Origin of the sequence: Actinoplanes sp. KI2, from assembly GCF_025630775.1 — a bacterium.
Lineage (GTDB): Bacteria > Actinomycetota > Actinomycetes > Mycobacteriales > Micromonosporaceae > Actinoplanes.
The window spans coordinates 46,664-73,266 of record NZ_JAOSZE010000040.1 but is presented as its reverse complement, the minus strand read 5'-3'; the positions used below and the strand labels follow the sequence as shown (position 1 = coordinate 73,266).

At 71.8% G+C, this 26,603-nt stretch carries 23 protein-coding genes; 8 read left to right on the top strand and 15 right to left on the bottom strand.

From position 1 onward, the window contains the following. Positions 1 to 126: 126 nt before the first annotated feature. Entirely contained in the window at positions 127 to 318 is a 192-nt protein-coding gene (locus tag ODJ79_RS47265; RefSeq protein WP_411267400.1) for a hypothetical protein, read from the bottom strand. A gap of 62 nt (positions 319 to 380) precedes the next feature. Here ODJ79_RS47265 and ODJ79_RS34925 point away from each other — a divergent pair, with 62 nt between their 5' ends. Further along, positions 381 to 632, top strand: a complete 252-nt coding sequence (locus ODJ79_RS34925; RefSeq protein ID WP_263027925.1) for a hypothetical protein — start codon at positions 381 to 383, stop codon at positions 630 to 632. Positions 633 to 795: 163 nt separating this feature from the next. Continuing rightward, positions 796 to 1,632, top strand: a complete 837-nt coding sequence (locus ODJ79_RS34920; RefSeq protein WP_263027924.1) for a hypothetical protein — start codon at positions 796 to 798, stop codon at positions 1,630 to 1,632. Between the two features lie 5 nt (positions 1,633 to 1,637). On the opposite strand, the gene ODJ79_RS34915 is transcribed toward ODJ79_RS34920, so the two are convergent. Continuing rightward, positions 1,638 to 2,135, bottom strand: coding sequence for a hypothetical protein (locus tag ODJ79_RS34915; protein WP_263027923.1), 498 nt, complete (start codon positions 2,133 to 2,135; stop codon positions 1,638 to 1,640). Between the two features lie 127 nt (positions 2,136 to 2,262). Here ODJ79_RS34915 and ODJ79_RS34910 point away from each other — a divergent pair, with 127 nt between their 5' ends. Next, positions 2,263 to 3,225 carry a hypothetical protein gene (locus ODJ79_RS34910; protein WP_263027922.1) on the top strand — a complete coding sequence of 321 codons (963 nt, stop codon included), beginning with the start codon at positions 2,263 to 2,265 and terminating at the stop codon, positions 3,223 to 3,225. A 74-nt stretch (positions 3,226 to 3,299) separates the two neighbouring features. On the opposite strand, the gene ODJ79_RS34905 is transcribed toward ODJ79_RS34910, so the two are convergent. From ODJ79_RS34905 to ODJ79_RS34865, 9 genes are all read right to left on the bottom strand, one after another. Continuing rightward, positions 3,300 to 4,070, bottom strand: a complete 771-nt coding sequence (locus ODJ79_RS34905; protein ID WP_263027921.1) for a cellulose-binding domain-containing protein — start codon at positions 4,068 to 4,070, stop codon at positions 3,300 to 3,302. Positions 4,071 to 4,114: 44 nt separating this feature from the next. Continuing rightward, positions 4,115 to 5,047: a hypothetical protein gene (locus ODJ79_RS34900; RefSeq protein ID WP_263027920.1), complete on the bottom strand. Its 933-nt coding sequence runs from the start codon at positions 5,045 to 5,047 to the stop codon at positions 4,115 to 4,117. Then, on the bottom strand, positions 5,034 to 5,549 hold the full coding sequence (locus ODJ79_RS34895) for a SigE family RNA polymerase sigma factor (RefSeq protein WP_263027919.1): 516 nt from the start codon (positions 5,547 to 5,549) through the stop codon (positions 5,034 to 5,036). The genes ODJ79_RS34900 and ODJ79_RS34895 overlap by 14 nt, the downstream gene beginning before the upstream one ends. Beyond that, positions 5,546 to 6,385, bottom strand: a complete 840-nt coding sequence (locus ODJ79_RS34890; RefSeq protein WP_263027918.1) for an endo alpha-1,4 polygalactosaminidase — start codon at positions 6,383 to 6,385, stop codon at positions 5,546 to 5,548. Before ODJ79_RS34890 ends, ODJ79_RS34895 begins: the two co-directional genes overlap by 4 nt. An 84-nt stretch (positions 6,386 to 6,469) precedes the next feature. After that, complete coding sequence (locus tag ODJ79_RS34885; protein WP_263027917.1) at positions 6,470 to 7,708, bottom strand: spherulation-specific family 4 protein; 1,239 nt, start codon at positions 7,706 to 7,708, stop codon at positions 6,470 to 6,472. Positions 7,709 to 7,724: 16 nt separating this feature from the next. After that, complete coding sequence (locus ODJ79_RS34880; protein ID WP_263027916.1) at positions 7,725 to 8,537, bottom strand: carbohydrate ABC transporter permease; 813 nt, start codon at positions 8,535 to 8,537, stop codon at positions 7,725 to 7,727. Beyond that, positions 8,530 to 9,495: a carbohydrate ABC transporter permease gene (locus ODJ79_RS34875; RefSeq protein WP_263027915.1), complete on the bottom strand. Its 966-nt coding sequence runs from the start codon at positions 9,493 to 9,495 to the stop codon at positions 8,530 to 8,532. The genes ODJ79_RS34880 and ODJ79_RS34875 overlap by 8 nt, the downstream gene beginning before the upstream one ends. A gap of 4 nt (positions 9,496 to 9,499) precedes the next feature. Further along, on the bottom strand, positions 9,500 to 10,753 hold the full coding sequence (locus tag ODJ79_RS34870) for an ABC transporter substrate-binding protein (protein WP_263027914.1): 1,254 nt from the start codon (positions 10,751 to 10,753) through the stop codon (positions 9,500 to 9,502). Positions 10,754 to 10,827: 74 nt separating this feature from the next. Continuing rightward, positions 10,828 to 11,937, bottom strand: coding sequence for an ROK family transcriptional regulator (locus ODJ79_RS34865; RefSeq protein ID WP_263027913.1), 1,110 nt, complete (start codon positions 11,935 to 11,937; stop codon positions 10,828 to 10,830). Positions 11,938 to 12,013: 76 nt separating this feature from the next. On the opposite strand from ODJ79_RS34865, the gene ODJ79_RS34860 reads away from it, so the two are divergent. After that, complete coding sequence (locus ODJ79_RS34860; RefSeq protein WP_263027912.1) at positions 12,014 to 13,273, top strand: Gfo/Idh/MocA family protein; 1,260 nt, start codon at positions 12,014 to 12,016, stop codon at positions 13,271 to 13,273. Here the strand turns inward: ODJ79_RS34860 and ODJ79_RS34855 are convergent. Then, positions 13,260 to 18,758, bottom strand: coding sequence for an AAA family ATPase (locus tag ODJ79_RS34855; protein ID WP_263027911.1), 5,499 nt, complete (start codon positions 18,756 to 18,758; stop codon positions 13,260 to 13,262). The two genes, ODJ79_RS34860 and ODJ79_RS34855, sit on opposite strands and share 14 nt — an antisense overlap. Positions 18,759 to 18,864: 106 nt before the next feature. Between ODJ79_RS34855 and ODJ79_RS34850 the strand changes: the two genes are divergently transcribed. Continuing rightward, complete coding sequence (locus ODJ79_RS34850; RefSeq protein ID WP_263027944.1) at positions 18,865 to 19,566, top strand: peptidylprolyl isomerase; 702 nt, start codon at positions 18,865 to 18,867, stop codon at positions 19,564 to 19,566. Between the two features lie 50 nt (positions 19,567 to 19,616). Here the strand turns inward: ODJ79_RS34850 and ODJ79_RS34845 are convergent, their stop codons facing one another. After that, the gene (locus ODJ79_RS34845) at positions 19,617 to 20,816 is read right to left on the bottom strand and encodes a delta-60 repeat domain-containing protein (protein WP_263027910.1); all 1,200 of its coding nucleotides are present in this window, start codon (positions 20,814 to 20,816) and stop codon (positions 19,617 to 19,619) included. Between the two features lie 100 nt (positions 20,817 to 20,916). Beyond that, positions 20,917 to 23,571, bottom strand: a complete 2,655-nt coding sequence (locus tag ODJ79_RS34840) for a S8 family serine peptidase (RefSeq protein WP_263027909.1) — start codon at positions 23,569 to 23,571, stop codon at positions 20,917 to 20,919. A gap of 197 nt (positions 23,572 to 23,768) precedes the next feature. On the opposite strand from ODJ79_RS34840, the gene ODJ79_RS34835 reads away from it, so the two are divergent. The 3 genes from ODJ79_RS34835 to ODJ79_RS34825 all read left to right on the top strand — a co-directional run bounded on the left by ODJ79_RS34835 (position 23,769) and on the right by ODJ79_RS34825 (position 26,156). Next, positions 23,769 to 24,380 carry a sigma-70 family RNA polymerase sigma factor gene (locus tag ODJ79_RS34835; RefSeq protein WP_263027908.1) on the top strand — a complete coding sequence of 204 codons (612 nt, stop codon included), beginning with the start codon at positions 23,769 to 23,771 and terminating at the stop codon, positions 24,378 to 24,380. After that, on the top strand, positions 24,377 to 25,105 hold the full coding sequence (locus ODJ79_RS34830) for an anti-sigma factor (RefSeq protein ID WP_263027907.1): 729 nt from the start codon (positions 24,377 to 24,379) through the stop codon (positions 25,103 to 25,105). The genes ODJ79_RS34835 and ODJ79_RS34830 overlap by 4 nt, the downstream gene beginning before the upstream one ends. A gap of 85 nt (positions 25,106 to 25,190) precedes the next feature. Then, the gene (locus ODJ79_RS34825; protein WP_263027906.1) at positions 25,191 to 26,156 is read left to right on the top strand and encodes a serine/threonine-protein kinase; all 966 of its coding nucleotides are present in this window, start codon (positions 25,191 to 25,193) and stop codon (positions 26,154 to 26,156) included. Here ODJ79_RS34825 and ODJ79_RS34820 read toward each other — a convergent pair. Next, positions 26,151 to 26,591, bottom strand: coding sequence for an HD domain-containing protein (locus ODJ79_RS34820; RefSeq protein ID WP_263027905.1), 441 nt, complete (start codon positions 26,589 to 26,591; stop codon positions 26,151 to 26,153). The genes ODJ79_RS34825 and ODJ79_RS34820 overlap by 6 nt on opposite strands. Between the last annotated feature and the right edge of the window lie 12 nt (positions 26,592 to 26,603).

The window sequence follows — 26,603 nt, the reverse complement described above, 5'->3', positions numbered from 1 at the left end:
CGGCAGTGGCCGGGAGCCAAGCCGCGGTCGCGACCTGACCTTTCGGACATTTGGCGATCGTTCGGCCCCGGCAGCGGATCCGGGGCAGCGGATCCGGGGCAGCGGATCCGGGCAGCCGATCCGGGCTCAGCGTTCGCAGTTGACCGCCGTGTCGGCGCTGTCGAGATTGCACTCGTCGCCCACCCCCGTGTTGGGGCCGCCGTCGAGGCGGTCGGCGGCCTCGGGCGTCTCGTCGTTGCCGAAGAGCGTGTCGTCGCCCTCGTCGCCGCACAGCGAGTCGCGGCCCCTCGTTCCTGCCGAGGTTGTCGTTCCGCCCAGGCCGTGGATGACGTCGTTGCCGCCCCCGCCCAGAGGCCTTTGGCCGCGGCGTTGCCGGTGAGGTGGTCGGCGCCGCTGCCGCCCTCGATGTCCTCGACGTCGGCGCCGACGGTGTCGTGTTCCCGGCCTGGCCGTCGTCGCCCGTCCTCGCCCGGCTCCCCGCCGACCTGCTTGACCGCCTCGACGTGTCGATCGCCGACGGCGACTTCCAGATCGAGGTCGGGCTGCGGCGGGAACCGGCGGAGCATGAGCTCGAGCGGTTGAACGAGGTCTTCGTCACCGCCAACGCGGAGTTCCGCCGGCGGCTCGGCTGAGGATTTTGTCCGGCCGACGACTAGCTTGCGGATAATTGCCCGCCGACCGGTGCTGTGAGGTTCCCGACGAGTGCTGAAGCGGGACAGTGCGGCGCGCCGACGGACATTATGCTGCCCAGCACCAGTTCGCCGCGTCCGGCGAGATTCGGCCGAGGAGCAGCAGATGTCCGACCCGTACGCACCCCAGCCGCACCAGCCGAATCAGCCCTATTCCGGCCAACCGTACTATCCGCAGCAGCAGGGCGGCGCGCAGCCGAACCCGTACGCGGATCCGTTTGCGGCCCAGCCCGGTGCCGATCCCTACGGGCAACCGCAGCAGGGCTACCAGCAACCGGCGTACGGGCAGCAGGCCCCCACCGGCTACCCGTCGCAGCCGCCCGTGGGCTACCCGCCGCAGCCGCCGGTGAAGAAGCGCCGGACCGGGCTGATCGTCAGCCTGGTCGTGGCCGTGTTCGCCCTGGTCGCCTGCTCCGGGATCGTGGCGCTCGTGCTCAAGTTCGGCTCCGACGACAAGACCGGGTCGTCCGGCGCCACCTCGACCGGTGCGAAGGTGACGCTCCAGGCGCCGGCGACGATCGGCACGCTGAAGAAGTCGTCCGATCAGTCCTCGGCAAAGGCCATGAGCAGTCAGCTGACCAAGGCCGGGTTGGACAACCCGTTCGCCGCGGTGTACCAGGACACCAAGAACGCGGCGCACCGTGTCATCATCTGGGGCGGCACCGGCGAGATCTTCAACGCCGGTGGTGCGCAGACTCAGCTCAACAGCTTCTTCAGCAGCGCCGGGAGCCAGCTCGGCGGCGCGAAACCGGAAGCGGTCGACGCGGGCAGCGTCGGCGGCAAGGCCGAGTGCGCCAAGTCCGGCCTCAGCGGCGCAAAGATCTCGATCTGCGCCTGGGTCGGCACCGACGCCCTGCTGGGCTTCATCTTCAACGCCGTCGAGCCCGACGCGGCCGCCGCGCAGATGCGCGCCATTCTGCCCTCGATCGTGGTCAAGGGGTGACGAGCTCACGGCTCATGCCGCGGTGAGCACAGGGCGCAGGCGAGGATCGTCAGCATGAGCAGGACGCCGCCGTAGTAGCCCCAGCCGGCCGAGCCTGAGGCCAAGGCGTCCCTGACTATTTCGTCCGGCCGCGGCACGTCCGCAAACGTGGTGACAAAGGTCAGGGACGCGCCGCCGCCGTATGATTCGACCCGGGCCTGCAGCCAGGTGCCGACAGTGGTCACCGCGGCGGCAAGCGCGACGACCACCGTGGCAGCGACCCGCCCGCGTGGCGAGCGCCGCGGCCAGAGCAGCCAGCCGCCCGCGGCCGCCAGCGCCAGCACGATCCCGGTCGACCAGCCGGTCGAGGCCGCCCACGCCGACGCCGCGGTGGCATGTTCGGTCGTCTGCCCGGTGCCGTAGCGGGTAGTCGACCAGCGCTCGACGTACCACGGCAGGAAGCTGTCGATGACCAACGCGACCGTCGCGACGCCCATGACGAGTTCCGCGCGTCTAACCGGCACGGCGCTCAGGCTATCGCAGACGGTCGACGCATCGCCGGAGCTCGATCTACCACGCCACGGGGCCGGCTCAGGACTTTCGTATCTCAAATTGCTTGGCGATCGAGATCGGGACGGGCATCCTCGACCGGTGGAATGGACGGACGAAATGACCGTGCGCCTGGCACGGGGAACGTCGGCGCCTGCCCTTGTCCGATATCTGCGATCGGCGGTCGAGGAGGAGACATCCCGCCGCGATGTTCTTGCCGTCCTGACCGAGCGGTTCGCGCTGCCGTTCGACGATGCGCGGCTCGCGATGGACCGCGTCGCGGGCGGCGTTGTTCGTGCCGCGTCCGGCAATCCGGCGAACGAGCCCGACCCCGACAAGGACCCGTTGGCCTGGATCTCCTACCGGCTCGAGCTCGGGCTGCCCGTCGACGACGATGCCGTGGGGCCGTCGCCCGACGAGCGGGCGTCGGCGGAGGCTCTCCTGGCGCGAGCGAGGCGCGGCAAGGCACCGACCGGTACCGAGGAGGTGGCCGTGGCGCTCGAAGTCGCCCGCCTGGCGGTCGCGTCGCGGGAGCCGGACCGAGTGCGCTTTCACCTGCTCATCGAAGCGGCGACCGCGCTGTCCGTCGCGGCCGAGGCGTGCATCGCGCGGTTGGGGCAGCGGCCTTGTGCTCCCGAGGGTTCCCAGGAGTGGGTCGACGGTGTCGCGCTCGCCGTGGCCGCCCGACGGATCACCGCAGAGTTCGCCGCTCAGCCCGATCCGCAGTTGGAACAGCAGGGCCTCGGACTGGTAGGGCGCATCGTGACGCGGCTGCTGGGCCAAAGTCACGCCCTCGTGGGGCGGGTGATGCTCGAATCGGCCCGCTGCATGCGGCGCAACGGCGATCCCGGCCGTGCGGCCGCTCACGTCGAGGCGGTCGTGGCCGACTTCCAGGTCGTGCTCGACTGGTTCGAGGGCGACGCTCCCTTCGATGAGCATGTCATCGCCCTGGAGTACCTGCTGGCCGCCGTCGAACTCATCGTCGAGGTGCGCGGCAGCTCTCCCGAGCTCGACGCCGTCGGCAACCGGACCAGGCAGGCGCTTGCCCGCGCGTCGACGGAGTAAAGCGATCGAGCAGAGCGATCGTGGTGGGGACGCTCCTCCGCCCGGCCCGGAGGCCGGGCGGAGCCGGATTGGTGTCAGGTGCGGCAGGCGGCGCCGTTGAGGGTGAACGCCGAGGGCGCCGGGTTGCTGCCCGACCAGGTGCCGAGGAACCCGAAGGCGACCGACGCGCCAGGAGCGATGGTGGCGTTGTAGTCCAGGGCGCCGGCGCTGACCGCGCCCGTCGACGTCTGGGTGACGGCGGCGTTCCAGGCGGAGGTGACCCGCTGCCCGGCGCTGTAGGCGAAGGTCAGCGTCCACCCGTTGATCGCCTGGCCGGTGGTGTTGGTGATGGTGGCCTGGGCGACAAAGCCGCGGTCCCACTGGGACGTGACGCGATAGCTCACCGCGCACGGCGGAGCGGCCGCGGCGATCGGGAGGTCCGCGGTGGCCCTGGCGAGCGAGGTGCCGGCCGGGTCGGTGACGCTGACGGACACCTCCAGCGTGGTTGCCGTGCAGCCGGAGAAGACCGAGTAGCCGGTGCTGCCGCTCCAGGAGCCGTCGCCGGCGAGGGTGACCTGCCGTGGGGGCAGCGGGTCGATGACCGGGCATCCGGCCGGGATTCCGCTGGTGGCGCCGAGGAACCGGGCGATCGTCATGACCGAGAAGGTCTGCGGCTGCGCGGTGCAGTTGTGCACGACCACGGTGGCCGTGCTGCCCTGCCCGGGCGCGACCTGGGGTGGGTCGAAGGTCAGGGAGTCGATCTGGATGGTGGAGGCGCACGGGGCGGCCTGGACGGCGGCCGGCGCCGCGAGCGCCCCGGCGAGCCCGGTGAGTGCCGCGAGGGCGACGGCGATGAGTTTCCGCATACCTCACACGAGACTGCACCGATCGATGCAGGTCAATAGGCGTCTCACTTGGGGTTGGAGCTGTCCAGGATGTGCACCCCGGCGGCGAAACGCACCAGGTCGGCCTCGCTGATCGTGGTCTCGCCGGTCTCGCGCACCTCGAGCGTGGCGTTCCAGTCGGTGACGTCGACCTCGAGGGTGCGGCCGGTGAGCGTGGCGTCGTACTGACCGACCTGCTCGTTGACGTCGCCGAGTGGCTGCCGGGTGCGCAGCACGACGTCGAGCTCGCTGCCGTTCGGCGCGACGAAGCTCATCGTCGACTCGTTGACGGTCTTGACGCGGAACCCCTCGGGGCTCAGGTCGAGCCGGAAGGGAGGCTGGACGGCGACCGCCGCCGGCATGAGCGAATCGGCGAGATTCACGACCTGCTGCGGGGTGTACGTGTCGTCCGTGGCCACCTGGATCCACCGGCTCGCGGACTCCCGCCAGTACAGGGTGAGCCGCCGGGCCGGCTCGACGTGGACGGTGCGCAGCGTGCCCGAATGCCCGCGGACCAGCACCGGCGTCTCGGAGGCCGGCCCGGTGAACGCCGGTTCGCGGCTCGACACGGTGACGGTCGTGTCGGCGTGGTGCCGGTCCTCGGTTGCCTCGAAGTACGCGACGAGGTCATCGCTCTCGATCGAGGCGACCGGCGCCTTCATGCCGTTGGTCGGCGGCAACGTGTAGGGGAACGTCGGCGCCGTGTAGCCCTCCACCAGCCGCAGGCTCGTCACGGCGGGCGGCGGAGCCGGCGGGGGCCGGAGCAGGAACGCCGCCACGCCGGGAATGCCCACCGCGAGCGCCGCCGCGACCGCGGACAGCGTCGTGGCCACGCGCCGCCGGTGGTAGCGGCCCGATCGCCGGTGGACGGCCGTCAGCAGCCCGTCGTCGGAGGGCGCGTGTTCGGCCGCGTCGCGCAACGCCGCCGAGAGCATCCGGTTCAGGTCATCGTTCGCCATGCGCGGCCTCCTGCCCAAGAATCGTCCGCATCCGGGCGAGCGCCCGCGCCGTCTGCGACCGTACGGTCGATTCGCCGCAGCCCAGCAGCCGCGCTATCTCGTCGTCGGGCAGGTCGCAGTAGAAGCGCAACACCAGGACCGCTCGCTGGGCGCGCGTCAGACCGGCCAGCAAACGCCACATCTCGTCGCGCGCCAGCACGCGCTGTTGCGGCTCGGCCCGATAGGGATCGGCGACGCCGGCGGGCTCGGGCACCTCGGCGAGGATCGCCTCGCGAGCCGAGCGCCGCCGGCGCCAGGACAGGAACTGCCGCACGATCGCGGAGCGCACGTACGCCTCCGCGTGCTGCATGGCGGTGACCCGGTCCCAGCGCCGGTACATCCGCGCGAGGACCTCCTGGACGAGGTCCTCGGCGAGATCGGCGTCACCGGAGAGCACGTACGCGAATCGCAGCAGGGCCCGGCCGCGGCCCTGCACGAAATCGTCGAAGGTGCTCTCGGTCAACAGGTCTTGAAGACGTACGAGCCGGAGCCCGGTGCGGTGACGTCGACGTCCCGCAGCACGATCGACAGCGTCGAGCCGTAACTGTTGCAGGCCTTGGTGAACCCGCTCTGCTTGTACTCGATCACGATCACATGATTGCCGTACGTGGCCGTGTAGTCCTGGCACTCGCTGTAGTCCGCGCACTCCTCGGCGACGGCGAAGTCGAATCCGACCTGCCGGGCGTTGGCCGTGCCCAGCTCGGCGTCGTTCTTCTGCCCGATGGCGAGCCCCTTGCCGTGCGCGTAGGTGGCGAGGGACTGAGCGTAGGCGACGGCCTGGGACTCGGTCAGCAGTCCCTTCGACCGGGTGTAGGAGTCGAGGTTGTCGGGCTCGAGACCCTTGAAGCCCTTGCTCGCGCACTGGTCGATCCAGGCGCCGACGACCGCAGTGAGCCCGCTGCGCTTGGCCGCCGTCGAGTAGTCGAGCAGGATCTCGTTCCAGTCCTTGTCGATGACGAGGTTGCCCCTCGCGTCGTGCAGGAGCAGGTCGGGGTGGTTCGTCTTCCACCAGGAGGCGGCGTCGGTCTGCGCCTGGAACGCGTTGACGTAGCAGATGTTGTAGAGGCCGGCCGCGGGGGCGGCGTCGTGGTCGCGGCTCACGACGGTCACGCCGGCCGGCGGGGTGTAGGGCGCGCCGATCTGATAGTCGAAGGGTGCGTTGGCGGGCGGCGGTGCCCAGCCGGCGGCCGCGGCCTGCGTGCCCGCGTCGGCGGTGCCGATCCCGATGCCGGCCGCGACGACGGCGACCGCCGCCACCGCCGCCCCGACCGCGATCCGTCGGCGATACCAGTGCGACATGATGACTCCTCGAGTATTGGGGGACTACTCCAACTCATCAACGCGATGAACGCCCGCCCCTGCTGCTGCGGGGTCCGAACTTTCTCACTGCCCGTACGTCAGCGGGTTGGTATAGAAGGTGTTGCCGTTGAACACCGCCTGCTGGCTCGCCGCCGGGTTCGCCAGCGCGCTCAGCGGCACCGTCCACGAATAGGTGGCGCCGCTGACGGTCATGTTCGGGCTGACGCCGGTGACCGGGGTCCAGCTCCAGCCGGCGGAGAGGCTGCGGTAGAGGATGTTGTTCTCGATCATGTAGTCGGCGCCGAGCCGGGACGGCGACGGTGACGGCAGCTGGAAGCCGGTGGCCGCGTTGTTGTCGGTGTTCAGGTAGACGTGGTGGAAGCTCGCCGCGGTGTTGTAGGTGGCCTGGAACCGCAGCGACGTGGCGTCCTTGCAGGCCGAGATCGCGGTGATCGCGCCCGATCCGGCCGACGAGGCGCAGCCCGTGCCGCCACCGCCACCGCCACCGGAAGAAAGAGCGCGCGTCAGCTCGTCGGACCAGTAGGCGCCGGTCGGCAGGGTGTCCCACGGGTTCGGCAGGTCGTCCGGGGTGACGTAGACGTAGCCCGCGTTGCGCTGCTTGCTCAGGGCCATCGCGTTCGCCTCGTTGGCCTGGCTCGGGGTGGCGTAGACGAGGTGATAGAACTTGTTCGGGTCGCCGTAGCTGAGCTCCCAGGCGGGCGCGCTCCACCCGGTGTACGAGGCGTACGTGCCCTCGAACATGACGATCGTGTCGGCCGCGTCGGCGTAGCACTGCTCGGCCGCCGTGCCCGGGTTGTCCACGGTGTAGGCGCCCGGGTGGTTCTGCTTCGTGTAGGTGTTGACCGCCTGGTAGAGGCCGACGTGCCCGCAGTCGGCCAGCCCGTCGTCGAAGAAGATGCCGCCGAGACCGTACCCGCCGTACAGCGAATACCAGGTGGCGACGTCCCCTTCGGACTGGGCGGTCCAGGCCGCCGTGGTGGTCTGGCCGGTGCGGGTGGTGCGTCCGGTCGTACCGAAATAGCCGGTGTCGACGTAGCCGATGACGCGCACGCCGGCGTTGGCCGCGGCCCGGATCGCGGTGGCGTAGCCCTGGTCGAAGGCGGTGCCGGGCCCGTTGTCCGGGTTGGCGATCGCGACGCCGACCGCGGGCGCGCCCTGGGTGAGCTGGCTCCAGTAGGAGCTGCTCGGGCTGAAGTAGGCGGGTACGGCGATGTGCTGAGTGGTGGCCGCGGCCAAGGCCGGGCCGGCCCCGAGACCGGCGGCGAGGACGGTGGCGAGGCCGAGGATGGCTGTTCTTCGCATGACTGTCCCTTCTCGATCACTTGATGCCGGTGAAGGCGATTCCCTGGACGAACTGCCGCTGCATCACCACGAACACCGCGATGACCGGCAGCGAGGCGAGCAGCGACCCGGCCATCAGCACCGGGTAGTCGGTCATGAACTGGCCCTGCAGGGAGGCCAGGCCGGCCGAGAGCGTCATCTTCGCCGGGTCGTTGTTGACCACCAGCGGCCAGAAGAAGTCGTTCCAGGACCAGATCGTGGTGAGGATGGCGAGCGCGACCAGCCCGGGCCGGGCCAGCGGCATCATCACCGACCACCAGATGCGCAGCGGGTTCGCGCCGTCGAGCCGGGCCGCCTCGTCGAGCTCGGCGGGCAGGCCGAGGAAGAACTGCCGCAGCAGGAAGGTGCCGAACGCGCTGAACAACCCGGGCACGATCAGCGCGGGCAGGCTGTTGAGCCAGCCGAGCTTCGCGATGATCTCGTACTGCGGAATGACGAACAGCTGGGGCGGGACCATCAACACCGAAAGAAAAAGTCCGAACAGGAGGGTACGGCCGGGGAAGCGCAGCCGGGCGAAGGCGTACGCGGCCATCGCGCAGAGGATCACCTGGCCGATGCTCCGCGCGGCCGTCATCAGCAGGGTGTTGAGGAACTGCCGCCCGAACGGCAGCAGGTCGAAGACCTGCGAATAGTTGCTCCATTGCCCGTCGGGCACCAGCGTCGGCGGTACCCGGGTGGCGTGCGGCAGCGTCTTGAGCGAGGTCAGCAACTGCCAGGTGAACGGGGCGACCATGCCGATCGCGCCGATGGTCAGCAGCGTGTGGGTGAGCGGCGACCGCGACCTAGGCATAGGTCACCCACCGCCGCTGGAGCCGGAACTGCACCGCGGTCAGGACCACGATGATGACCAGCAGCAGCATCGCGATCGCCGCGCCGTACCCCTTGTCGTTGGTCTGGAACGCCTTGGCATAGAACAGGTAGACGATCGTCTCGGTGTTCGGGAAGGCCGGGTTCGCGCGCGAGCTCTGACCGGAGCCGCCCATCAGCACGTAGACGAGGTCGAAGAGCTGGAGCGACCCGATCACCGAGATCACCGAGAGGAAGAAGACGGTCGGCGACAGCAACGGCACGGTGATCCGGAAGAACTGCTGGACCGGCCCGGCGCCGTCGATCTCGGCGGCCTCGTAGTAGTGGCGCGGGATCGCCTGGATGCCGGCCACGAAGATGACCAGGTGGTAGCCGAGCCCCATCCAGATGCCGACGACGACCATCGCGTAGAGCGCGGTCCGCGGATCGGCGATCCAGTGCGGCCCGGGGATCCCGGCCCGCGACAGCAGGTAGTTGATGATGCCGAAGTCGCCGTTGTAGAGCCACCGCCAGATCATCGCGACGGCGACCGGGGTGGTGACCACCGGAAGGAAGAACAGGGTGCGGTAGACCGCGACGCCGCGCAGGCCGGGCCTGCTCAGCAGGGCCGCGAAGAGCATGGCGACCGGTACGCCGAGAAGACCCAGGATCGTGTACGCGACGGTGTTGCGCAGGGCCCGCAGCACCTCCGGGTCGTGCAGCAGCTCGCGATAGTTCGCGAGCCCGGTCCACTGGGCCGCACCGCCGAACGGTCCCGAGTGGGTGAACGAGAGATATCCGGTCTGCAGCACCGGCCACAGGTAGAAGACGAGCAGGCCGAGGCCGGTGGGGGCGATCATCGCGTAGCCCCAGAGGGCCTCGCCCCGGTTGATGCGGCGGCGGCGCCGGGCCGCGGGCTTGCGCTCCGCGACCCGGGCCGTCTCGACGACCGTGTCGATCACGCCGCTACTCCTTGGCCAGGGCGTCATTCATGGCCGAGGCGAGCTTGCCGGCCGCCGAGGACACGTCCTCCTGCTGGTTCCAGGCGGGCGTGAGGTACGTGGTCTCGAGCTCGTTCCACGCGGCGGTGTTGCGGGACACCGGGTACGGCACCGCGTAGGCGAGCTCGTCGAGGAACGCCTGCAGATGCAGCTCCGGGTGCGCCTGCACCCACGCCTGCTGGGTGCCGGTGAACGCCGGGATCACGCCCGCCTTCGCCTCGACCTGCGCGGCCTGCTGGGAGCCCAGGAACTGCACGAACTTCCAGGCCTGCGCCTGGTGCGGCGACTTCGCGCTGATCGTGTTCGCCAGCCCGTGGATGATCGTCGCCCGCTTGACGCCCTTGGGCAGCACGGCCACGTCGACCTTCGACTTGGTGTACGAGTTGGCGGTGAACTCGGCCGCGTCCCACGAGCCGCCGTAGTACATCGCGGTCTTGCCGGACTCGAAGAGGTTGATCGGGGCGGTGTCGGTCATCGTCTTGAGATCGGGCGACTGGCCGGCCGCGATCAGGTCGGTCCAGAACTTCAACCCCTGCACGGTGGCCGGGTCGGCGTACCCGGAGGTCTTGCCGTCGGGCGAGATCACGTACCCGCCGGCCTGGTAGACGGTGTTGTAGTGGTACTCCTGGGCCGAGCTGAGGTTCGCCGCGATCGCGTACCGGCCCTTGGCCTTGTCGGTGAGCTTGCCCGCCGCGGCCTTGACGGTCTCCCAGGTCCAGGTGTCGTCCGGGTATTTCACCCCGGCCGCGTCGAACAGTGCCTTGTTGTACCAGAGGCCGACGGTGTCGAAGTCCTTCGGCAGCCCGTAGTGCTTGCCGTCGAGGGTGTAGAGGTCGACCAGCGACTTCGGGTAGTTGTTCGGGTCGAAGTCGCCGAGCGGGGCCAGCACCCCGTTCGCGGCGTAGAGCTGGAAGTTCGGGCCGTTCATCCAGAACACGTCCGGCGCGGCTCCGCCGGTCGCCGCCGCCTTCAGCTTCGTCCAGTAGGTCTCCCACGGGGTCAGCTGAACGTCGACCGTGATATTCGGGTTCTCCCTCGTAAATGCCGAGGCGAGCTGCTGCATCGAGGGGACCTGGTTCTTGTCCCAGATCGCGTACGACAGGGTCACCTTGGCGTTGGTGTCGCTTCCGGAGTCGTTACCGCCGCCGCAGGCCGCGGTGGCCAGAATCAGGGCGGCCGCGCCCGCCAGGGCGAGCGCAGCACGTCGGAACCTTGCCATGACCAGTTTCCTTCCACGCCGGCTCGAGCGTGCCGTCAGGTTGGAAACTATTTATGGTCTCCATGAAAAGTTTGTCAAGGACGGACGCCGAACAGGCGCAGCTCGGCGTCGTCCAGCGCGAGGCGTGCCGCGCCCAGCACGACGCTCTCGTCGCCCAGTTGCGAGGCGAGCACCTCGGGCGTCCGGATGCACTGTTTGTCGAGCTCACGGCGCAGCAGGTCGAGCAGCACGTCGGCGGAGCGGGAGAAGCCGCCGCCCAGCACCACCATCTGCGGATCCAGCGTGAGCACCAGCGCGGCGGTGCCCACCGACAGGTCGCGCACATAACGGCGGACCGCGGCCGTCGCCTGCCGGTCGCCGGCCCGGGCCGCCGCGAACACGTCGCCGGCCTCGCCGCCGGCCTTGCGCAGATGCTCCTGGGCCCGGATCCACCCGGCGGCCGGCAGCGCGCCGATCTCGCCGGCCGCTCCGCCGAACCCGCGGTGCAGCTCGCCCCCGATCACCAGCCCCAGGCCGGTGCGCAGGCCGGCCAGCAGGTAGACGAAGTCCTTCGCGTAGCGGGCCACGCCGCGCCACCGCTCGGCCAGCGCCGCCAGCCGCCCGTCGTTGTCGGCCAGCACCGGCACGCCCAGCCGGGCGCGGAAGTGCTCGGAGAGGCTCAGCCCGGTCCACTCCGGGATGTCCACCGACAGCACCACCTTGCCGGTGGCGTCGATCAGGCCGCTGCTCCCGACCCCGGCGCCCCACAGCTGGTCGGTGGTCAGCCCGCTGCGCCGCAGGCACTGCGCCACGACGTCGTCGGCGGCCGCCAGGCGGCGGTCGCGGCCCGCGGACGCGTCGACCTCGTCCTCCGCGCGGCCGAGCACCGCGCCGTCCAGGTCGGTGATGATCGCGCGCACCCGGTGGCCGCCGATGTCGACGCCGAGCGCGTGCGCGGCGTCGCTGCGGAACCGGAACCGCCGGGCCGGCCGGCCCATCGCCCCGGCGGTCGGTGCCTCCTCGACCACCCAGCGCTGGGCCAGCAGGTCGTCGACCACGTCCTCGGTCGACGCCCGGGAGAGCCCGGTGCGTTTCGACAGCTCGGTGAGCGTCATCGGCTCGGCGCCGCGCAGCACCCGCAGGGCGCTCTGCGTGTTGAGCTCCCGCAGCCGCGAAAGACTGCCTCCGACGATGGCCTCGGCCATGCGGCCCATCCTCTCCCTTGACCCATCCGACCGGTCCAGGCTACTAATGATGGAGAGCATAGAAAGTGAGACCGGCGTGGACCAAGTCGGAGTCAACCCCGTCAGGCTAGCGGTTGTCGGAGCGGGCCTTCGCGGCCAGCGCTACGCCCGGCGCGCGGTCGCCACCGGCGCCGGCCGTCCGGTCGCCGTCGCCGAGCCGGATGCCGGCCGCCGCGAGCGGTTCGCCGCCGAGTTCGGCCTCGACCAGAGCGCCGTGTTCCACGACTGGCGCGAGCTCGCGGCGGCGGGCCGGCTCGCCGACGCGGCGATCGTCGCCACCTCCGACCGGGAGCACTCCGGCCCGGCGATCGCGCTGGCCGACCTGGGCTACCACCTGATGCTCGAGAAGCCGATGGCGCCGACCGAGGACGAGGCGGTGCGCATCGCCGAGGCGGTCGAGCGGAACAAAGTGATCTTTGCGCTGTGCCACGTGCTGCGCTACACCGAATACTCCCGCACGGTGAAGCGGCTGCTCGACTCCGGCCGGATCGGCGCGCTGGTCAGCGTGCAGCACCTCGAACCGGTCGGCTGGTGGCATCACGCGCACTCGTTCGTCCGCGGCGAGTGGAGCAGCAGCCGTACGTCGTCACCCATGCTGCTGGCCAAGGCGTGCCACGACATCGACTGGCTGATGCACCTGGTCGACCGGCCGGTGGCCCGGGTCAGCTCGTTCGGCGGCCTCGCGCATTTCCGGCCCGAGGCGCGGCCGGACGGCGCCGCCGACCGGTGCCTCGACTGCCCGCTCGAGCCGGCCTGCCCGTACTCGGCGCCCAGGCTGTACCTCGGCTGCCTGGGCGATCCCGAGAAGGAGTTCTGGCCGCTGTCCGCGGTCACCGCCGACCACACCGAGGCCGGCGTGCGGGCCGCGCTGCGCGACGGGCCGTACGGCCGCTGCGTGTATGCGAGCGACAACGACGCCGTCGACCACCAGGTCGTCACGATGGAGTTCGCCGGCGGCGCGACCTGCTCGTTCACGATGACCGCGTTCAGCCCGTTCGAGCTGCGCAAGACCCGGCTCTTCGGCACCCACGGCTACCTGGAGGGCGACGGCGCGCGGCTGCGCCTGCTCGACTTCCGGACCGGCGAGGAGGAGGTGATCCACACCGGCGGCCCCGGCGGCCTCGAAGCCGACCACACCGACGCCGACGAGACGCTGACCGACACCTTTCTGGCCGCGGTCGCCGCGAACGACCCGGGCCTGCTCGACTCCGACGCCACCACCAGCCTCGCCAGCCACCAGGTGGTGTGGGCGGCCGAGCGCTCCCGGCACGCGGGCACGGTGGTCACCCTCGGCTGACGGCCCGCGCCGCAGTCCCCAGGCCGGCGGCGTCCGGGGTGCCGTACGCCGCCGGCATGGTGAGGACGAAGACCGAGCCGCGGTGCCGGCCGGGGCGGTAGGTGACGTCGCCGCCGTTGGCCCGGGCCAGTTCGCGGACGATGTAGAGGCCGAGGCCGGTACCGGAGATGGTGCCCGCGGTGCGGTCGGCGCGGGCGAAGCGATCGAAGAGCCGGTTCCGGAACTCCGGCGGGACGCCGGGGCCCTCGTCGTGCACCTCGATGGCGACGGCCGGGCCGCCGGTCGCGGCCGCCTCGATCCGGGTGACGCCGCCGCCGTACTTGGCGGCGTTGCTGATCAGGTTGGTCAGGACGTGGTCGACGTGGCCGGGTTGCATGACGCCGATCAGGTCGCGCGGACAACTGACGGCCACGCCGGTGGTGGCGGTGGCGGTCAATGCCGCGTCGATGTGCTCGGCGACCCGGATCGGCACCGGCATCGCGATGAGCCGGCCGGCGTCGATGCTGACCAGGGCCAGGACCTCCTGGACGATCGAGTCGAGGCGGCGGACGTTGCGGTTGATCTTTTCGAGGAGCTCGGCGATGGCGTCGGGCACGTCGTCCCTGGTGCGGGCCAGGTCGAGGTAGCCGAGGATCACGGCGAGCGGGTTGTTGATCTCGTGGCCGAGCATGCCGATGAGATCGGCCTTGAGCTGGTTGGCGGCCGCCAGTTCACGGTGGCGTTCGGCCAGTTCCAGGTGGGCTTCGTCGCGGGCGGCCTCGGCCGCGCGGCGTGCGCTGATGTCCTGGAAGATGCTGATCAGGTGGACCGGCCGGCCGTCGGCGTCGCGGATCGCGGAGACGGTGACGTGTGCGGGCAGCTCGGTGCCGTCGGCACGCAGCAGGGACAGTTCGCGGCTGATCTGCGGTTGCCGTCCGGCGATCACCGCGCTCAGCAGGCGCCGGTGCTCGTCCCGGGCGGACGTCACGACCAGGTCGGTCAGCTTGGTGCCGGTCAGCGCGCGCATCGACCTGCCGATCATGGTGCGGAACGCGGGGTTCGCGTCCCGGATGCGGTCGTCGATGCCGTGCACGACCTGGCCGACGGCGGCGTGTTCGAACTGGGAGCGCAGGCGCCGCTCGCTGTCGGCGAGGCGGCGGTTGGTGGCCGCGAGGTCGCTGGTGCGGGCGGCCACCGTGCTCTCCAGCGAGTCGTGCAGGATCGCGCTGTCCAGGGACACGGCGAGTTGCCCGGCGATGAGTCGTACGGTCTCCAGCCGGTCGGTGGAGAAGACCGCGGCCTGCCGGCGGTTCTCCAGCACGGGCACGGCGCGGGCGACGTTGTGGCTGGGCACCGGTACCACCAGCAGCGCGCAGGTAGGCAGGCCGGCCAGGGCGGGGTCCCGGGCGAACCGGTCGTCGCGGGTGGCATCCGCGACCAGCAGCGGTTCGTGGGTGCGCAGCGCGTAGCGGATGGCGGACATCGGGAGGTGGCTGCCCACATCGGTGTCCGACCGGATCGTGGCCTGCGGGTCGGTGACCGGGGTGGCCGCGGCCGCGCTGCCGGTGCCGGTGATCGCCGACGCGTACCAGTGCCCGGTCTCCTGATTTTCCAGCACGAGGTGCACGCCGGTCGCGCCGGTCATCGCGCTGAGCACATCACCGACCTTGGCCTGCAGGCCGGCCACGGTGGTCTGCGAGCCGAGCGCCTGCGCGGCGCGCAGGATCGCCATCAGGTCGATCCGCTGCGAACCGGCCCCGGGGCCGCCGTCCGACCAGGTGATCGGCGGGGGTGTGGTGCGCAGGAACGGGTAGCCGGCCTCGATCGCGGCGACCTTGCCGTCCGCGCCCCAGGACCGGTAGGCGTCGCGGGCTTCGGCGAGCAGGTGCTCGCCGGCGTGGCCGAGGCCCTGGGCCAGGTGGAACAGGCCGGCCCGCTCGGCCAGCAGCGCGTGGTGCCAGGGCCGGCCGGAGACCTCGCTGAGCCCGGCGTCGAACTCGCGGATCGCGGTGGCGGCGTCTGCCAGCGCCCAGGCTCGCTCGGCCTCGACCAGCCGCAGCAGCGGCCGGAAGTTGCGAGGAGCGTCGGCGGCGCGCCGGGCGAGCCACTCGCGGAGCTCGGTCAGCTCGGCCTCCGTCTCCGGGTCGGCGCCCGCCGCGCGGATCCGGCCGGTGAGGCAGAGGCTGCGCACCAGCCGGATGATCGCCGAGAGGTAGAAGCCGCGGACCGGTCGGCTGTGCGCCATGGCGGCGGCCGAATGCTCTTCGAGCGCCGCCGTGTCGTCGAAGAACAGCGCGGCGAGGGCGCGGTTGACGTGGTACGTGGTCAAGGACGTCCCGTACGGGGCGGCCGCGCTCACGTGGGCGGCCTCGTCGAAGTCGGCGTCGGCGAACTGGCCCGGTCCGGCCGTCCGGCCCTGCAGGGCGCGGATGAGCTGCTGGTAGCTGAGTATCGCGAGCGCCTGGAAGCGGCTGCCGGTCCGCTCGGAGAAGGACAGCAACGGCGGGATCTCGTCGGCCAGCGCCTCCAGCGTCTCGGTCGTGTCCAGCTGGACGTTCAGCAGGCGGACCGACACCATGCTCGCGACCTGCAGGTCGCCGGCCGCCACCAGCTCGTCGCGGGCCCGGAACGTGTCGTCGAGCAGATCCTCGAGCGGCTCGTGCCAGGGCGCGTTGTAGCACAGGTATTGGAACTGGAGGATCGCCGTCTCCGCGCGGTATCCGTGCCGGACGGCCGCGGCGACCATCTGTCCGGAGATCAGGTAGCCGGTGCGGTAGTCGTCGCGCAGGTCGACCATGACGTTCAGGGCGGCGCCGAGCGTGACGAGGAACGGTGCACAGATGCCGTGGCGCGTCCACATGTCCCGTGCCTCGACCACCAGCCACGCGTTCAGCAGCGGGTCCACCAGGAAGGTCGGCGTGAGCAGCCGGTTCATCAGCCGGCCGGCCGCGATGATCCGCGGGTCGGTGGTCTCGCCGAGGTCCGGCTCGCCGGTCGCCAGGTCGGCGGCCCAGTCGTACAGCCGGTCCAGGCCCGCCTCGACGTACGGTGCGAGGTCCGCGGGTGGCTCGATGCCGAACTGGCGCAGCACGCCCAGGCCCAGCTCGATGGCGGTCCGGGAGCGGGCGCGCTGCATCAGGCTGTTGATCTGGGAGGCGGTGGCGCCGGCCAGGGTGAGCACGTCGGGGTGGCGGTCACTCAGCTCCCGGTAGACCTCGTCGGCCTCGTCGAGGCGGCCCAGGCAGAACAGCACGGCGTGCCGGTCCACGGCGATCGCGTTGCGCAGCGGCGCGATCCCGCCGGCCCGCGCGGCCAGGTCGTCCGCGGTGGACAGCAGCTCCTCGGCGATCGGGTAGTTGGTCAGGCCGAAGGAGCGCCGGCCGGCCGCGTGCAGCAGGGCAGCGGCGGAGCGTAGCTCGCGGTGCGCGTCGATCCGGCCGGCGATCGCCAGATACTGTTCGGCCGCCTCCTGCCGGTAGTCCGGGCAGGGTGCGAGCCGCCGGGCGATGGTGATCTGGAGCCGGTCCCGTTCGGCGACGGCCAGGTCCTCGTGGGCGGCCCGGTGGATGAGGTCGTGCCGGAACCGGACCGTATCGGCGGCCGCCGCGCCGCGGTCCAGCGCGACCAGCCGCTCCGTGGCGGCGGGCGCCAGGCCCTGGACGAGTTCCGGCTCGGTCTGCCGGAGCGCGACGGCCAGCAGCGCCAGCCGGACGTCACCGCCCAGGCAGGCCAGGGCGGTGAGCACCTGGCGGGTGGGCGGTGGCAGCTGCTCGATGCGCGCGGCGAGCAGTTCGGGCAGGCGATGCCGGCCGGTGAACGCGGACACCGCCTCCTCGTCCCAGCTCCAGCCCGCGTCGGTGAGCACCAGCAGCCCGTCCGCGCGCAACGCGTTGAGCAGCTCGACGGTGGCGTACGGGTTGCCGCCGCTGCCCTGGCCGATCGAGCCGGCGAGACGGGCGACGGCGGCCGGGGCCATCCGCAGGACGGCGGCGACCAGTTCGCCGAGGCCGGCCTCGGCGAGCCCGGCGAGCCGCACCGGCGCGGTGATCCGGCCCTCCCGCGCCCAGCGCGCGGCCATCGGCCACAGCGGGTGGTCGGGGCCGACCTCCTGGTCGCGGTAGGTGGCGACGAACAGCAGCCCGGGGACCGTCGGTGCGGTCGTGACGATGGCGTCCATCACCCGCAGCGCCGAGCTGCTGCTCCATTGCAGGTCGTCGAGGGCCAGGACGATCGGGCGGCGTGCCGCGACGGCCCGCAGGGTCGCGACGACCGTGGCGGTGATCCGGCCCGGGGCCAGGCCCTGACCGTCGGAGCCGCCCTCGTCCGGCCCGCCCATGAGAGTGGCCATCTCGGGGATCAGGTAGGTGGCGACCGCGGTGTTGGGCCCGAGCGCCGCGGCCAGCAGCTGCCGGTCCACGGCCATCTCCGCCTCCGGCTCGGCGAGCACCAACCCGGCCAGTTGGCGCATGGCGCGGGTGACACCACCGCTGCCCGTCCCGGTGCGGAACTGGTCGTACTTGCCAGTGAGGAACCAGCCGCCACGGTCGGTGACCGTCGGGCGCAAGGCGTTCACCAGGGCACTCTTGCCGATTCCGGGCGGCCCGGAGACCAGCACGGCGGCGCCGCCGGCCTGCGCCGCGTCGAGGGCCGCGACCAGCCGGCCGACCTCCGGGTCGCGGCCGACCAGGTGGCCCGGCGCGGTGAGCACCGCGGGGAAGTCGCGCTCGCCGAGGCACCAGCCGTCCGCCGCGCCGTCGGAGAAGTGGAGCAGGTCGTGGGCCAGACCCTCGGCGCTCTGGTACCGCCGTTCCGGGTCCTTCTCCAGCAGCCGCATGAGGATATCGCTGAACCCGCGGGGGAGATCCGGCGTCAGGTCCGCGGGGAATGTGGGCGTCCGGACCAGGGTGTCGCGGATCAGCTCCAGCGGGTCGTCACCCGGGAACGGCGGGAAGCCGGTGGCCAGCGCGTACAGGGTGGCGCCGAGCCCGTACAGGTCGGCGCGCCGGTCGACGGCCAGCCGCAGCCGGCCGGTCTGCTCGGGTGGCAGATAGCCGAGGGTGCCGACCGGTTCGTCCGGCGGCGCGGAGCCGTTTCGCGCCTCCGGTCCGGTCAGCGCGAACTCGAAGTCGATCAGCACCGGCGCCCCGGACTCGCCGATGATCAGGTTGGCCGGGGTGATGTCGCGGTGCACGACGTCGGCCTGATGAATGGCGGCGACCACGCCGGTGAGCGCGCGGGCGATCTCGAGCAGGCGGGGCATCGGGAACCGCTCGCCGTCGGCCGTCCGGCCGCCGTCGTCGAGCAGGACGAGAGACTGGCGGCCCTGTCGCCCGGCCAGGCGTGGCACCCCCGGGATGCCGGCGAGATGGCGCAGCACGGCCCGTTCGCGGTCGATGCGGCGGATCGCGCCGGCGCCGGTGGTGCGTTTGCATATCACCGTGCCGTCCGGGGCGGGCCGGCGGAGGACCTGCGTCCGCTCGCTGCGGTACAGCGACTCCTCTGCCATAAGCCGGATACTGCCACCTTATGTACGTTATATCCGTTAGAAGTCGGGTGGCTTGACCGTATCAATGGGCATCGATTAGACAGGGCGGGTGATTCGAACACTTGCCGTGGTCTGCACCGTGGTCGTGCTCGGCGTGGGTGGCGCAACGCCGGCACTGGCGGCCGGCGCCGATCCCACCCAGCCCACCGCCGGCCCCTGCCAGTACACGCCGACACCCGACGACCCCGCCGCGCGCCCGGTGCCGCTGCCTCGCGACCCGTCGCCGACGCCGAGCCGCGGCACCGTCCACACGGTGCTGTTCACCAACCTCGGCCCGATCCCGCTGCGCCTCGACCGGGCCGCTGCGCCGTGCACGGTGCAGAGCTTCCTGCACCTCGTCCGGCACCGCTTCTACGACCGCACGATCTGCCATCGGCTGACCGCGTACCCGACGCTGAGCGTGCTGCAGTGCGGCGACCCGACCGGCACCGGTGAGGGCGGTCCCGGCTACCAATACAGGGACGAACTGCCGACGAACCTGCCGCCCGCGCCGACCGACCCCACCGGGGTCCGGCGCGTCTACGCGCGGGGCGTGCTGGCCATGGCCAACGCCGGGCCGGACACCAACGGCAGCCAGTTCTTCCTGGTCTACGCCAACTCCGCGCTCCGGCCGAACTACACGATCTTCGGTACGGTCGATCCGGCCGGCCTGTGCACCCTCGACCGGGTCGCCGCCGGGGGCGTGCAGCCCACCCCCGACGATCCGGCGCCCGTCGACGGCCCGCCGGCTCGGCGCACCGAGATCATCCGGGCCCTGGCGCTCCCCTGACCGCTGATTCACGGCCCGTCCCTGTTCGCCGGGACGGGCCGTGGCCTCGATCAGCGACCCGGTTGGCCGCAGCCGTACGCGCAGGCGCCGAACTTGGCGAAGCGCAGGCGGGCCGCGGTGCCGAACGCCGTGAAGTCGCCGCCGACCGTGATCGTCCGGCGGACCGGGTCGGCGCCCAGCGTGAGCACGCCCCACTTGCCGTTGCTCTGCGGATTCCAGGCGAGCACCGCGCCGGTGGCGGGATCCCAGGCGGCCAACTTCGGGTGGTCCAGCTTCGTGACCTTGCACCAGGCGGTCGCCGAGGCGAACGGCGTCGGGCAGACCACGGTGAAATGTCCGCCGGCATAGATGGCGCCGTTCAGATATGTGATCGCCTGCACGTCGCCGTCCGTGACGCTGCTCCACATCAGCGTCCCGTTGGGCTGGTACGCGACCACCCGTCCACCCGGGCCGGCCAGTGCGGCGAACAACCGATCGGCGGTGGCCGTCAGGGCGTAGACCGGATAGGGGGTGGCCGACCGGAACTGCGGGTCGACCTGCCCGTCGGCCGGCCGCAGGGCGGCAAGGCGACCGGTCCCGGTCACGTTGTTGAGACTCGTGAAGTAGCCGCCGACGTACAGCCGCGGGCCCGCGGCGTACAGCACCTGCACCTTTTTGTTGGCACTGCCCCGGAAGCCGGTGTCGACGGCGCCGTCGGACAGGCGGAACGCCGCCAGGTTCGGGGCGGCACGCCCGTCCACCTTCGTGAAGTCGCCACCCACGAAGAGCCGGCCGGCGGTCGCGGCCAGCGCCCGCGGGGTCCCGGTGATCGTGTGCTGGAGCGGGCCGACGTTGCCGGTGGACAGGTTGATGCCGGCCAGCCCGGCGCGGGGCAGGCCGGCGATGGTGGTGAACGTGCCGGTGACGTACAGAGTGGATCCGGCGACGGTCACCGCCAGCACCGTTCCGTCCGACCGCGGTGCCCACGGCAGCAACTGGCCGGTGCGGGTGTCCACCGCGGCGAGCCGCTTACGGGCGACCGGCTTCCCGTCGACGATCGCGTGCGTGAAGTTGCCACCCAGATAGACCGTCGTTCCGACCTGGGCGCTGGCGTACACCAGGCCGTCGAAGCCGACGGTACGGTCCGGCTTGGCCGAGATCAGCGGGACGGCCGCGGCTACGGGCGTCGCCGCGAGGGTCAGCGCGCCCGAGAGCAACAAACCCAGGGACAGCCGCCAGAAGGGGCGCTGCCGAGAACCAGTGAGGAGCATAAGGGGACGATAGGTCCGAAAGGGTGCGTTTCGGGCCTCGATGGTGCGCGGTAACCCGAACGGGGCGGGTGCGGCTCGCTCCGGCCGCACCCGCCCCGGCTCAGTGGAGCCTGGTCTCCCTGGTCGAGAGCGGCCCGCTGAGGTAGCCGGGCACCGCGGACCCGTCGGTGGTCGCGACGGCGGCGTAGGTCCCGTCCCGGGACAGGGCGGCGCCGTCCCAGGCCCGGCGCGTATCCGTGAAGTCGTCGGGCAGCGGCGTGTACCAGCCGCCCAACCGGACCGAAGCGCCGCCCGCCGTCTTCACCGAGAGCAGAGTGGATCGGTTGGCGTCGGAGTCGTGGACCGCGATGATCGCGCGGGTACCGTCCCCGGACAGCCGGCCGGACTTGATCTCGTCGCTGGTGAAGGCGGCGCCGGGGTCCCGGCTGGCCACCGTGGTGACGCCGGTGGTCAGGTCACGCCAGTAGGCCTGCGTGTAGAACGTGCCCACGTCGACGAGCTGATCCATGGAGGTGAACAGGGCGTAGCGGCCGTCGGCGGAGAGGTCGAGCAGCTCACCCCAGGAGTCGGCGCTGCCGTTCGCCCAGGCCGACGCCATGACGGTGGTCCCGGCGGTCAGGTCCCGGCGGTAGGCGTGCGAGGTGTAGGCGTTCTGCCCGGTGGCTGCGCTCAGGCCGGTGGCCATGGAGGAGAAGCCGACGTAGCGGCCGTCGTCGGAGAGCACCGGGGAGCTGCTGTGGTCATTCCCCGCGGCGCCCTTGCGGTTGACGCTGACCAGCGTGTTCGCGCCACTGGCGACGGTAGTGACCAGAACCTGGTTGGTGACGTTGCCGGCCTTGCCGCCCCACAGCTTCGCCTCCGAGGAGACGTAGGCGACCGACGTGCCGGTGCCGTTGATCGAGGGGGACTGGCTGTGGCCGGCCGCGGGCTTGCCGGCCAGGCGGCTGATCACCTTGACCGTACCGGTGGTGCGGTCGAAGAGGTACACGTCGCTGCTGTCGTCGGTGTCGTCGGCGGTCAGCTGGGCGTCGGAGGCGAACGCGATCCATCGGCCGTCGGCGGAGATGTCCGGTTCCCCGCTGGCGCCCTCCGCCGTTCCGCCGGTGGTCGTGTGGCTGACCAGCGTGGTGGTCGCGGTGGTCAGATCGGTGACGAAGACGTCGGCGGCGTTGTTCGTGTCGCCGGCGGCGAGGCCACCGGCAGTGGAGACGAAGGCGACGTACCGGCCGTCGGCGCTCACCGAGGGCGAGCCGGCGTCGCTGGAGAGTTGCCCGCCGCCCGGACCGCGGACCACCGGGACGGATTCGTTCAGCGCCGGCAACCCGGGAGTGCCGACCGCGACGGTGACGGTGGAACTGGCCGCACTGGCGGCGCTGTCCTGCACACGTACCGTCACCGGGGTTGCCGCCGCCGTGGCCGTCGGCGTCCCGGCGATGACACCCGACGTGCTCAGCTTCAGCCCGGCGGGCAGGCTGCCGCCGGTGACGCTCCAGGTGTACGGGCCGACCCCGCCGGTCGCCCGCAGCGCGCCGCTGTAGGCGTGGTTGACCAGGGCGTCCGGCAACCGCCGGGTCGCCGGGGTGGCCAGCGCGAGCGGGGTGGTCAGCGTGGACAGCAGGAGGTTCGGGGTGTCACCCGGGACGCCGGTGATCTTGTCCGGGGTGGCCGAGGAGGACAGTCGCGCGGCGACCACGGCCGGGCTGAGCTTCGGCTCCCGGCCGAGCATCAGCGCCGCGGCGCCGGCCACGTGCGGGGTGGCCATCGACGTGCCGGACATCGTCGCGCTCGCCGTGTCGTACGCGTTGCCGGCGGACAGGATCTCGTCGCCGGGCGCGAGCAGGTCGACGCACGGGCCCCGGTTGGACCAGCTCGTCAGCGCGTCGGTGCTGTCCGTCGCGCCGACGGTGACCGCGGCCGGCACCAGGGCCGGGCTGTGCTGGCAGGCGTCGGCGCCGTCGTTGCCGGCCGCGACGACCACCGTGATGCCGTCGTTGATCGTCGCCTGCACCGCCTGCTCCAGCGCCGGGTCCGGGTCGCCGCCGAGGCTCATGTTGACCACGGCCGGGCCGGTGGTGTGCTGGGCGATCACCCAGTCCAGGCCCGCGATGATCCATTCATCGTCACCGTTGCCCATGCAGTCCAGGACGCGGACACCGACAATGGTGGCCTTCTTCGCCACGCCGTAGGTGGTCCCGGCGAGGGTGCCGGCCACGTGCGTGCCGTGTCCGTGGCAGTCGGTGGTGCCGAACGCGTCGGGCACGAAGCTGATCGGCGCGCTGGCCCGGCCGCCGAAGTCCTGGTGGCTGGCCATCACGCCGGTGTCCACCACGTACGCGGTGACGCCGGCGCCCCCGCCGGTCCAGGTGTACTTGGTGTCGAGCGGCAGTTTGCGCTGGTCGACCCGGTCGAGACCCCACGGGGCGTTCGACTCGGTGTCACTGATCCGCATCCGGCGGACCGGATCGACGGCCACGACGGAGGGGTCGTGGCGCAGCCTCGCGGCCGCCGCCGGGGTGAGATCGGCGGTGAAGCCGGGCAGGGCGGCGGTGAACTGCCGGCGGATCGTGACGCCGGCGGCGCGCGCCCGGGCTCGCTGGGTCTCCGGCGACGCGGCGGTGAGCCGCACGATATATCTCGAGGTAGTGGCCGGCGCGGCGGTGGCCGGCACCGTGGTCGTCCCGGCGCCCAGCGCCACGACGAGCGGGATCAACCAGCCCGAGCGTCCCCATCGGACAAGTCGTCTCTTCTGGTGCATGTGGCCTCCCCAGTCGCCCAGCATCTGTGGATCATGGTGCCGGAGGAGACCGGGGCGGCTCGGACGGGAAGCCGACCATGTGAGATAGCGGACACGGCGGCGGAGAAGGTCTGGCGGCCGCCGAAAACCTGTTCCCATCCGCTAGCCGCCCGGCTCCGAATTCTTTGCGACGATGTGACCGGTGGAGAGGCGGACCTATGGCGGAACGCGGCGCTAGTCGCCGGCCGGAGCACCTCGCAGCGGTGCCCCCGCCGGAGCCGACCGATGCCGGTGAGCTGCTGCGGGCGGTCGCCCGCGGCGACGAGCAGTCCTTCGGCCGGCTCTACGACCTGGTCGCGCCCCGCGTCTACGGCCTGATCCGGCGCGTTCTGCGCGACCCGGCCCAGGCGGAGGAGGTGGCCCAGGAGGTCCTGGTCGAGGTGTGGCGCACGGCCGCCCGTTTCGACCCGGCCCGCGGCTCGGCGACCGCCTGGGTCTTCACGATCGCCCACCGGCGGGCGGTCGATCGGGTGCGATCCGAACAGGCGGCGGTCGACCGGACCGTACGAGTCGGGGCGGCCTCGCTCGAGACACCGTACGACGTCGTCGCCGACGAGGTCTCCGGCCGCCTCGAGCGGCAGCAGGTGCGCACCTGCCTGAGCGAGCTGACCGAGTTGCAGCGGCAGGCGGTGACCCTGGCCTACTACCAGGGGCACAGCTATCCGCAGGTGGCGGAGCTGCTCAACGCGCCGCTGCCGACGGTGAAGACGCGGATGCGGGACGGGCTGATCCGACTGCGTGACTGCCTGGGAGCGGGGGTGGGTGCGTGAGCGGCGAGGACATCCACGCGCTGGTCGGCGCGTACGCGCTGGACGCGGTCGACGATCTCGAGCGGGCCGCTTTCGACCGGCACCTGCGCGACTGCGAGGCATGCCGGGCCGAGGCGGCCGAGCTGCAGCAGACGGCGGCCCGCCTCGCCGACGGCGCCTGGTCGGTTCCGCCGGCGACCCTTCGGGACACCGTGCTGGCCGAGATCGCGACGACCCGGCAGGTGGCGCCGCGCGCGCCGGGGCGGCCACGCCGGTCCGGCTCGCTGCGGATGCGCTTGACGGCGGCGGCCGCCGCGGTCGTTGCGGCCGCGGCGGCGGGCGTCGCCGTGTTCGTGATCCAGGAGCAGCGCGTCCACCACGAGCAAGACGTCGCCGAGGCCGCGCGGTCCGCCAATGCCCGGGTACAGGCCATCCTCGCCGCGCCCGACCTGGTCGTACGGCAGGACTCGCTGAGCACCGGCGGCCACGTGACCGTCGCGTCGTCGCGCCTGCACGACGCCGGAGTGATCCTGGTGGCCCCCACCGAGGCACCCGCACCCGGCAACGTCTACGAGGCATGGACGGTCGGCGCGAACGGCCCGGTGCCGGCCGGCACCGGGCAGACCTCGGTCGTCCATGTCGTCGAGAATCTGTCGGCCTCGTCCGCCGTGGCGGTCACGGTCGAACCGGCTCCCGGCTCGCTCAAGCCGACCGGATCGGTGGTCGGGAAGGTCAACCTGACCTGACGTCGCGGGCTCACCGAGCCGACCGCCGATCGACTCCGAATCCCCGGTGTCCATCGCCAGGAATCGGCGCGGGGGAGGTGACGGCATGCGGTTGGAGGAGAATGCCGGTGTCGAGAGGGTGGCCGGCCGCTACCGGCTGATCGCGCTCCTTGGCGCCGGCGGTATGGGGCGGGTGTATCGGGCACACGATGAGCTGCTCGACCGCGAGGTCGCGGTCAAGTGTGTCCGGGCTCCGGCCGTCCGGGACACCGTGCGCGAGGCGCGCGCCGCGGCTCGACTCGATCATCCCCATGTGATCCGGATCTTCGACGTCGTCCAGGCGGACGGGCGGTCCTGGATCATCATGGAGTATGTCCCGTCGCGCTCGCTGCACGAGGTGGTGAGCGAGGGGGGTCCGCTGACCCACCGGGATGCCGCCCGGATAGGACTGGCCGTGCTGGAGGCCCTGGAGGCGGCGCACGCGGCGGGTGTCGTGCACCGTGACGTCAAGCCGCGCAACGTGTTGATCGCCGCCGACGGCCGCGTCGTGCTGGCCGACTTCGGCCTGGCCGCGGTGGGCGCCGAGCCGGCCGGTCCGGGGGAACCGATTCTCGGTTCGCCCAGTTACGTGGCCCCGGAACAACTACGCCGCGGAGTCTCGGGCGAACCGGGCGATCTGTGGTCGCTGGGCGCCACCCTCTACTACGCGGTCGAGGGCCGTCCGCCGTTTGCCCGGCCGAGCGTCGCCGAGTCGCTGTCGGCCCTGCTGTCCGGGCCACCCGACCCGCCGCAACGGCCGGGACCGTTGCACAGCATCATCACGCCCCTGCTGACACCGGACCCGGACCGTCGTCCGAGCGCCACCGACGTCCGGACCGCCCTGCGCGACGCGATGACCAGGGCGATCGGCGTTTACGCCGTACCGGCGCCGCGCCGCCCGGCCGGCGGTGCCGTCCGGTTCCGCCCCGCCGCAACGCGAGTCCCGATCCGACCCGACGTCCACGAGGTGCGTGCGGCCGGTCCCGGCTTCCTCGGCCGGTGGTGCAGGCTGCTCGTGCCGGGACTGTCATAGGGCGCGGAGCCGTCGTTCGGCCCGTTCATAGCGGTCGATGCGGTCGACCACGTCCGGCGTCGGGGCCAGGCGCCGGTTGTTGGCGAGGTTGTCCGCGAGATCGGCGAGCTTGACCTGACGAGCCAGCGGATCAGCGGCCACCTGCTCGATGTACTCCTCGTACGTCTGCTCCGGCCGATGGGTCAACGCGACGACCGCCGCGACGACCCGGTCGGGGAGGCCGGCTTCGCGCAGGTCGCCGGCGGTTACCGCGGTGTCCTCCAGAACGTCGTGGAGCACCGCCACCATCCGCGTGCGAAGGGGACGGACGGCCAGCATGACCCGCAGCGGATGCTGGATGTACGGCTCGCGCTCGGGACTGGGATAACGCTGGCCGCGGTGGGCGCGGCAGGCCACGGCGATGGCCTCCGCCAGCAGGGTGGCGTCGTCCTCCATGCGCCAATGGTG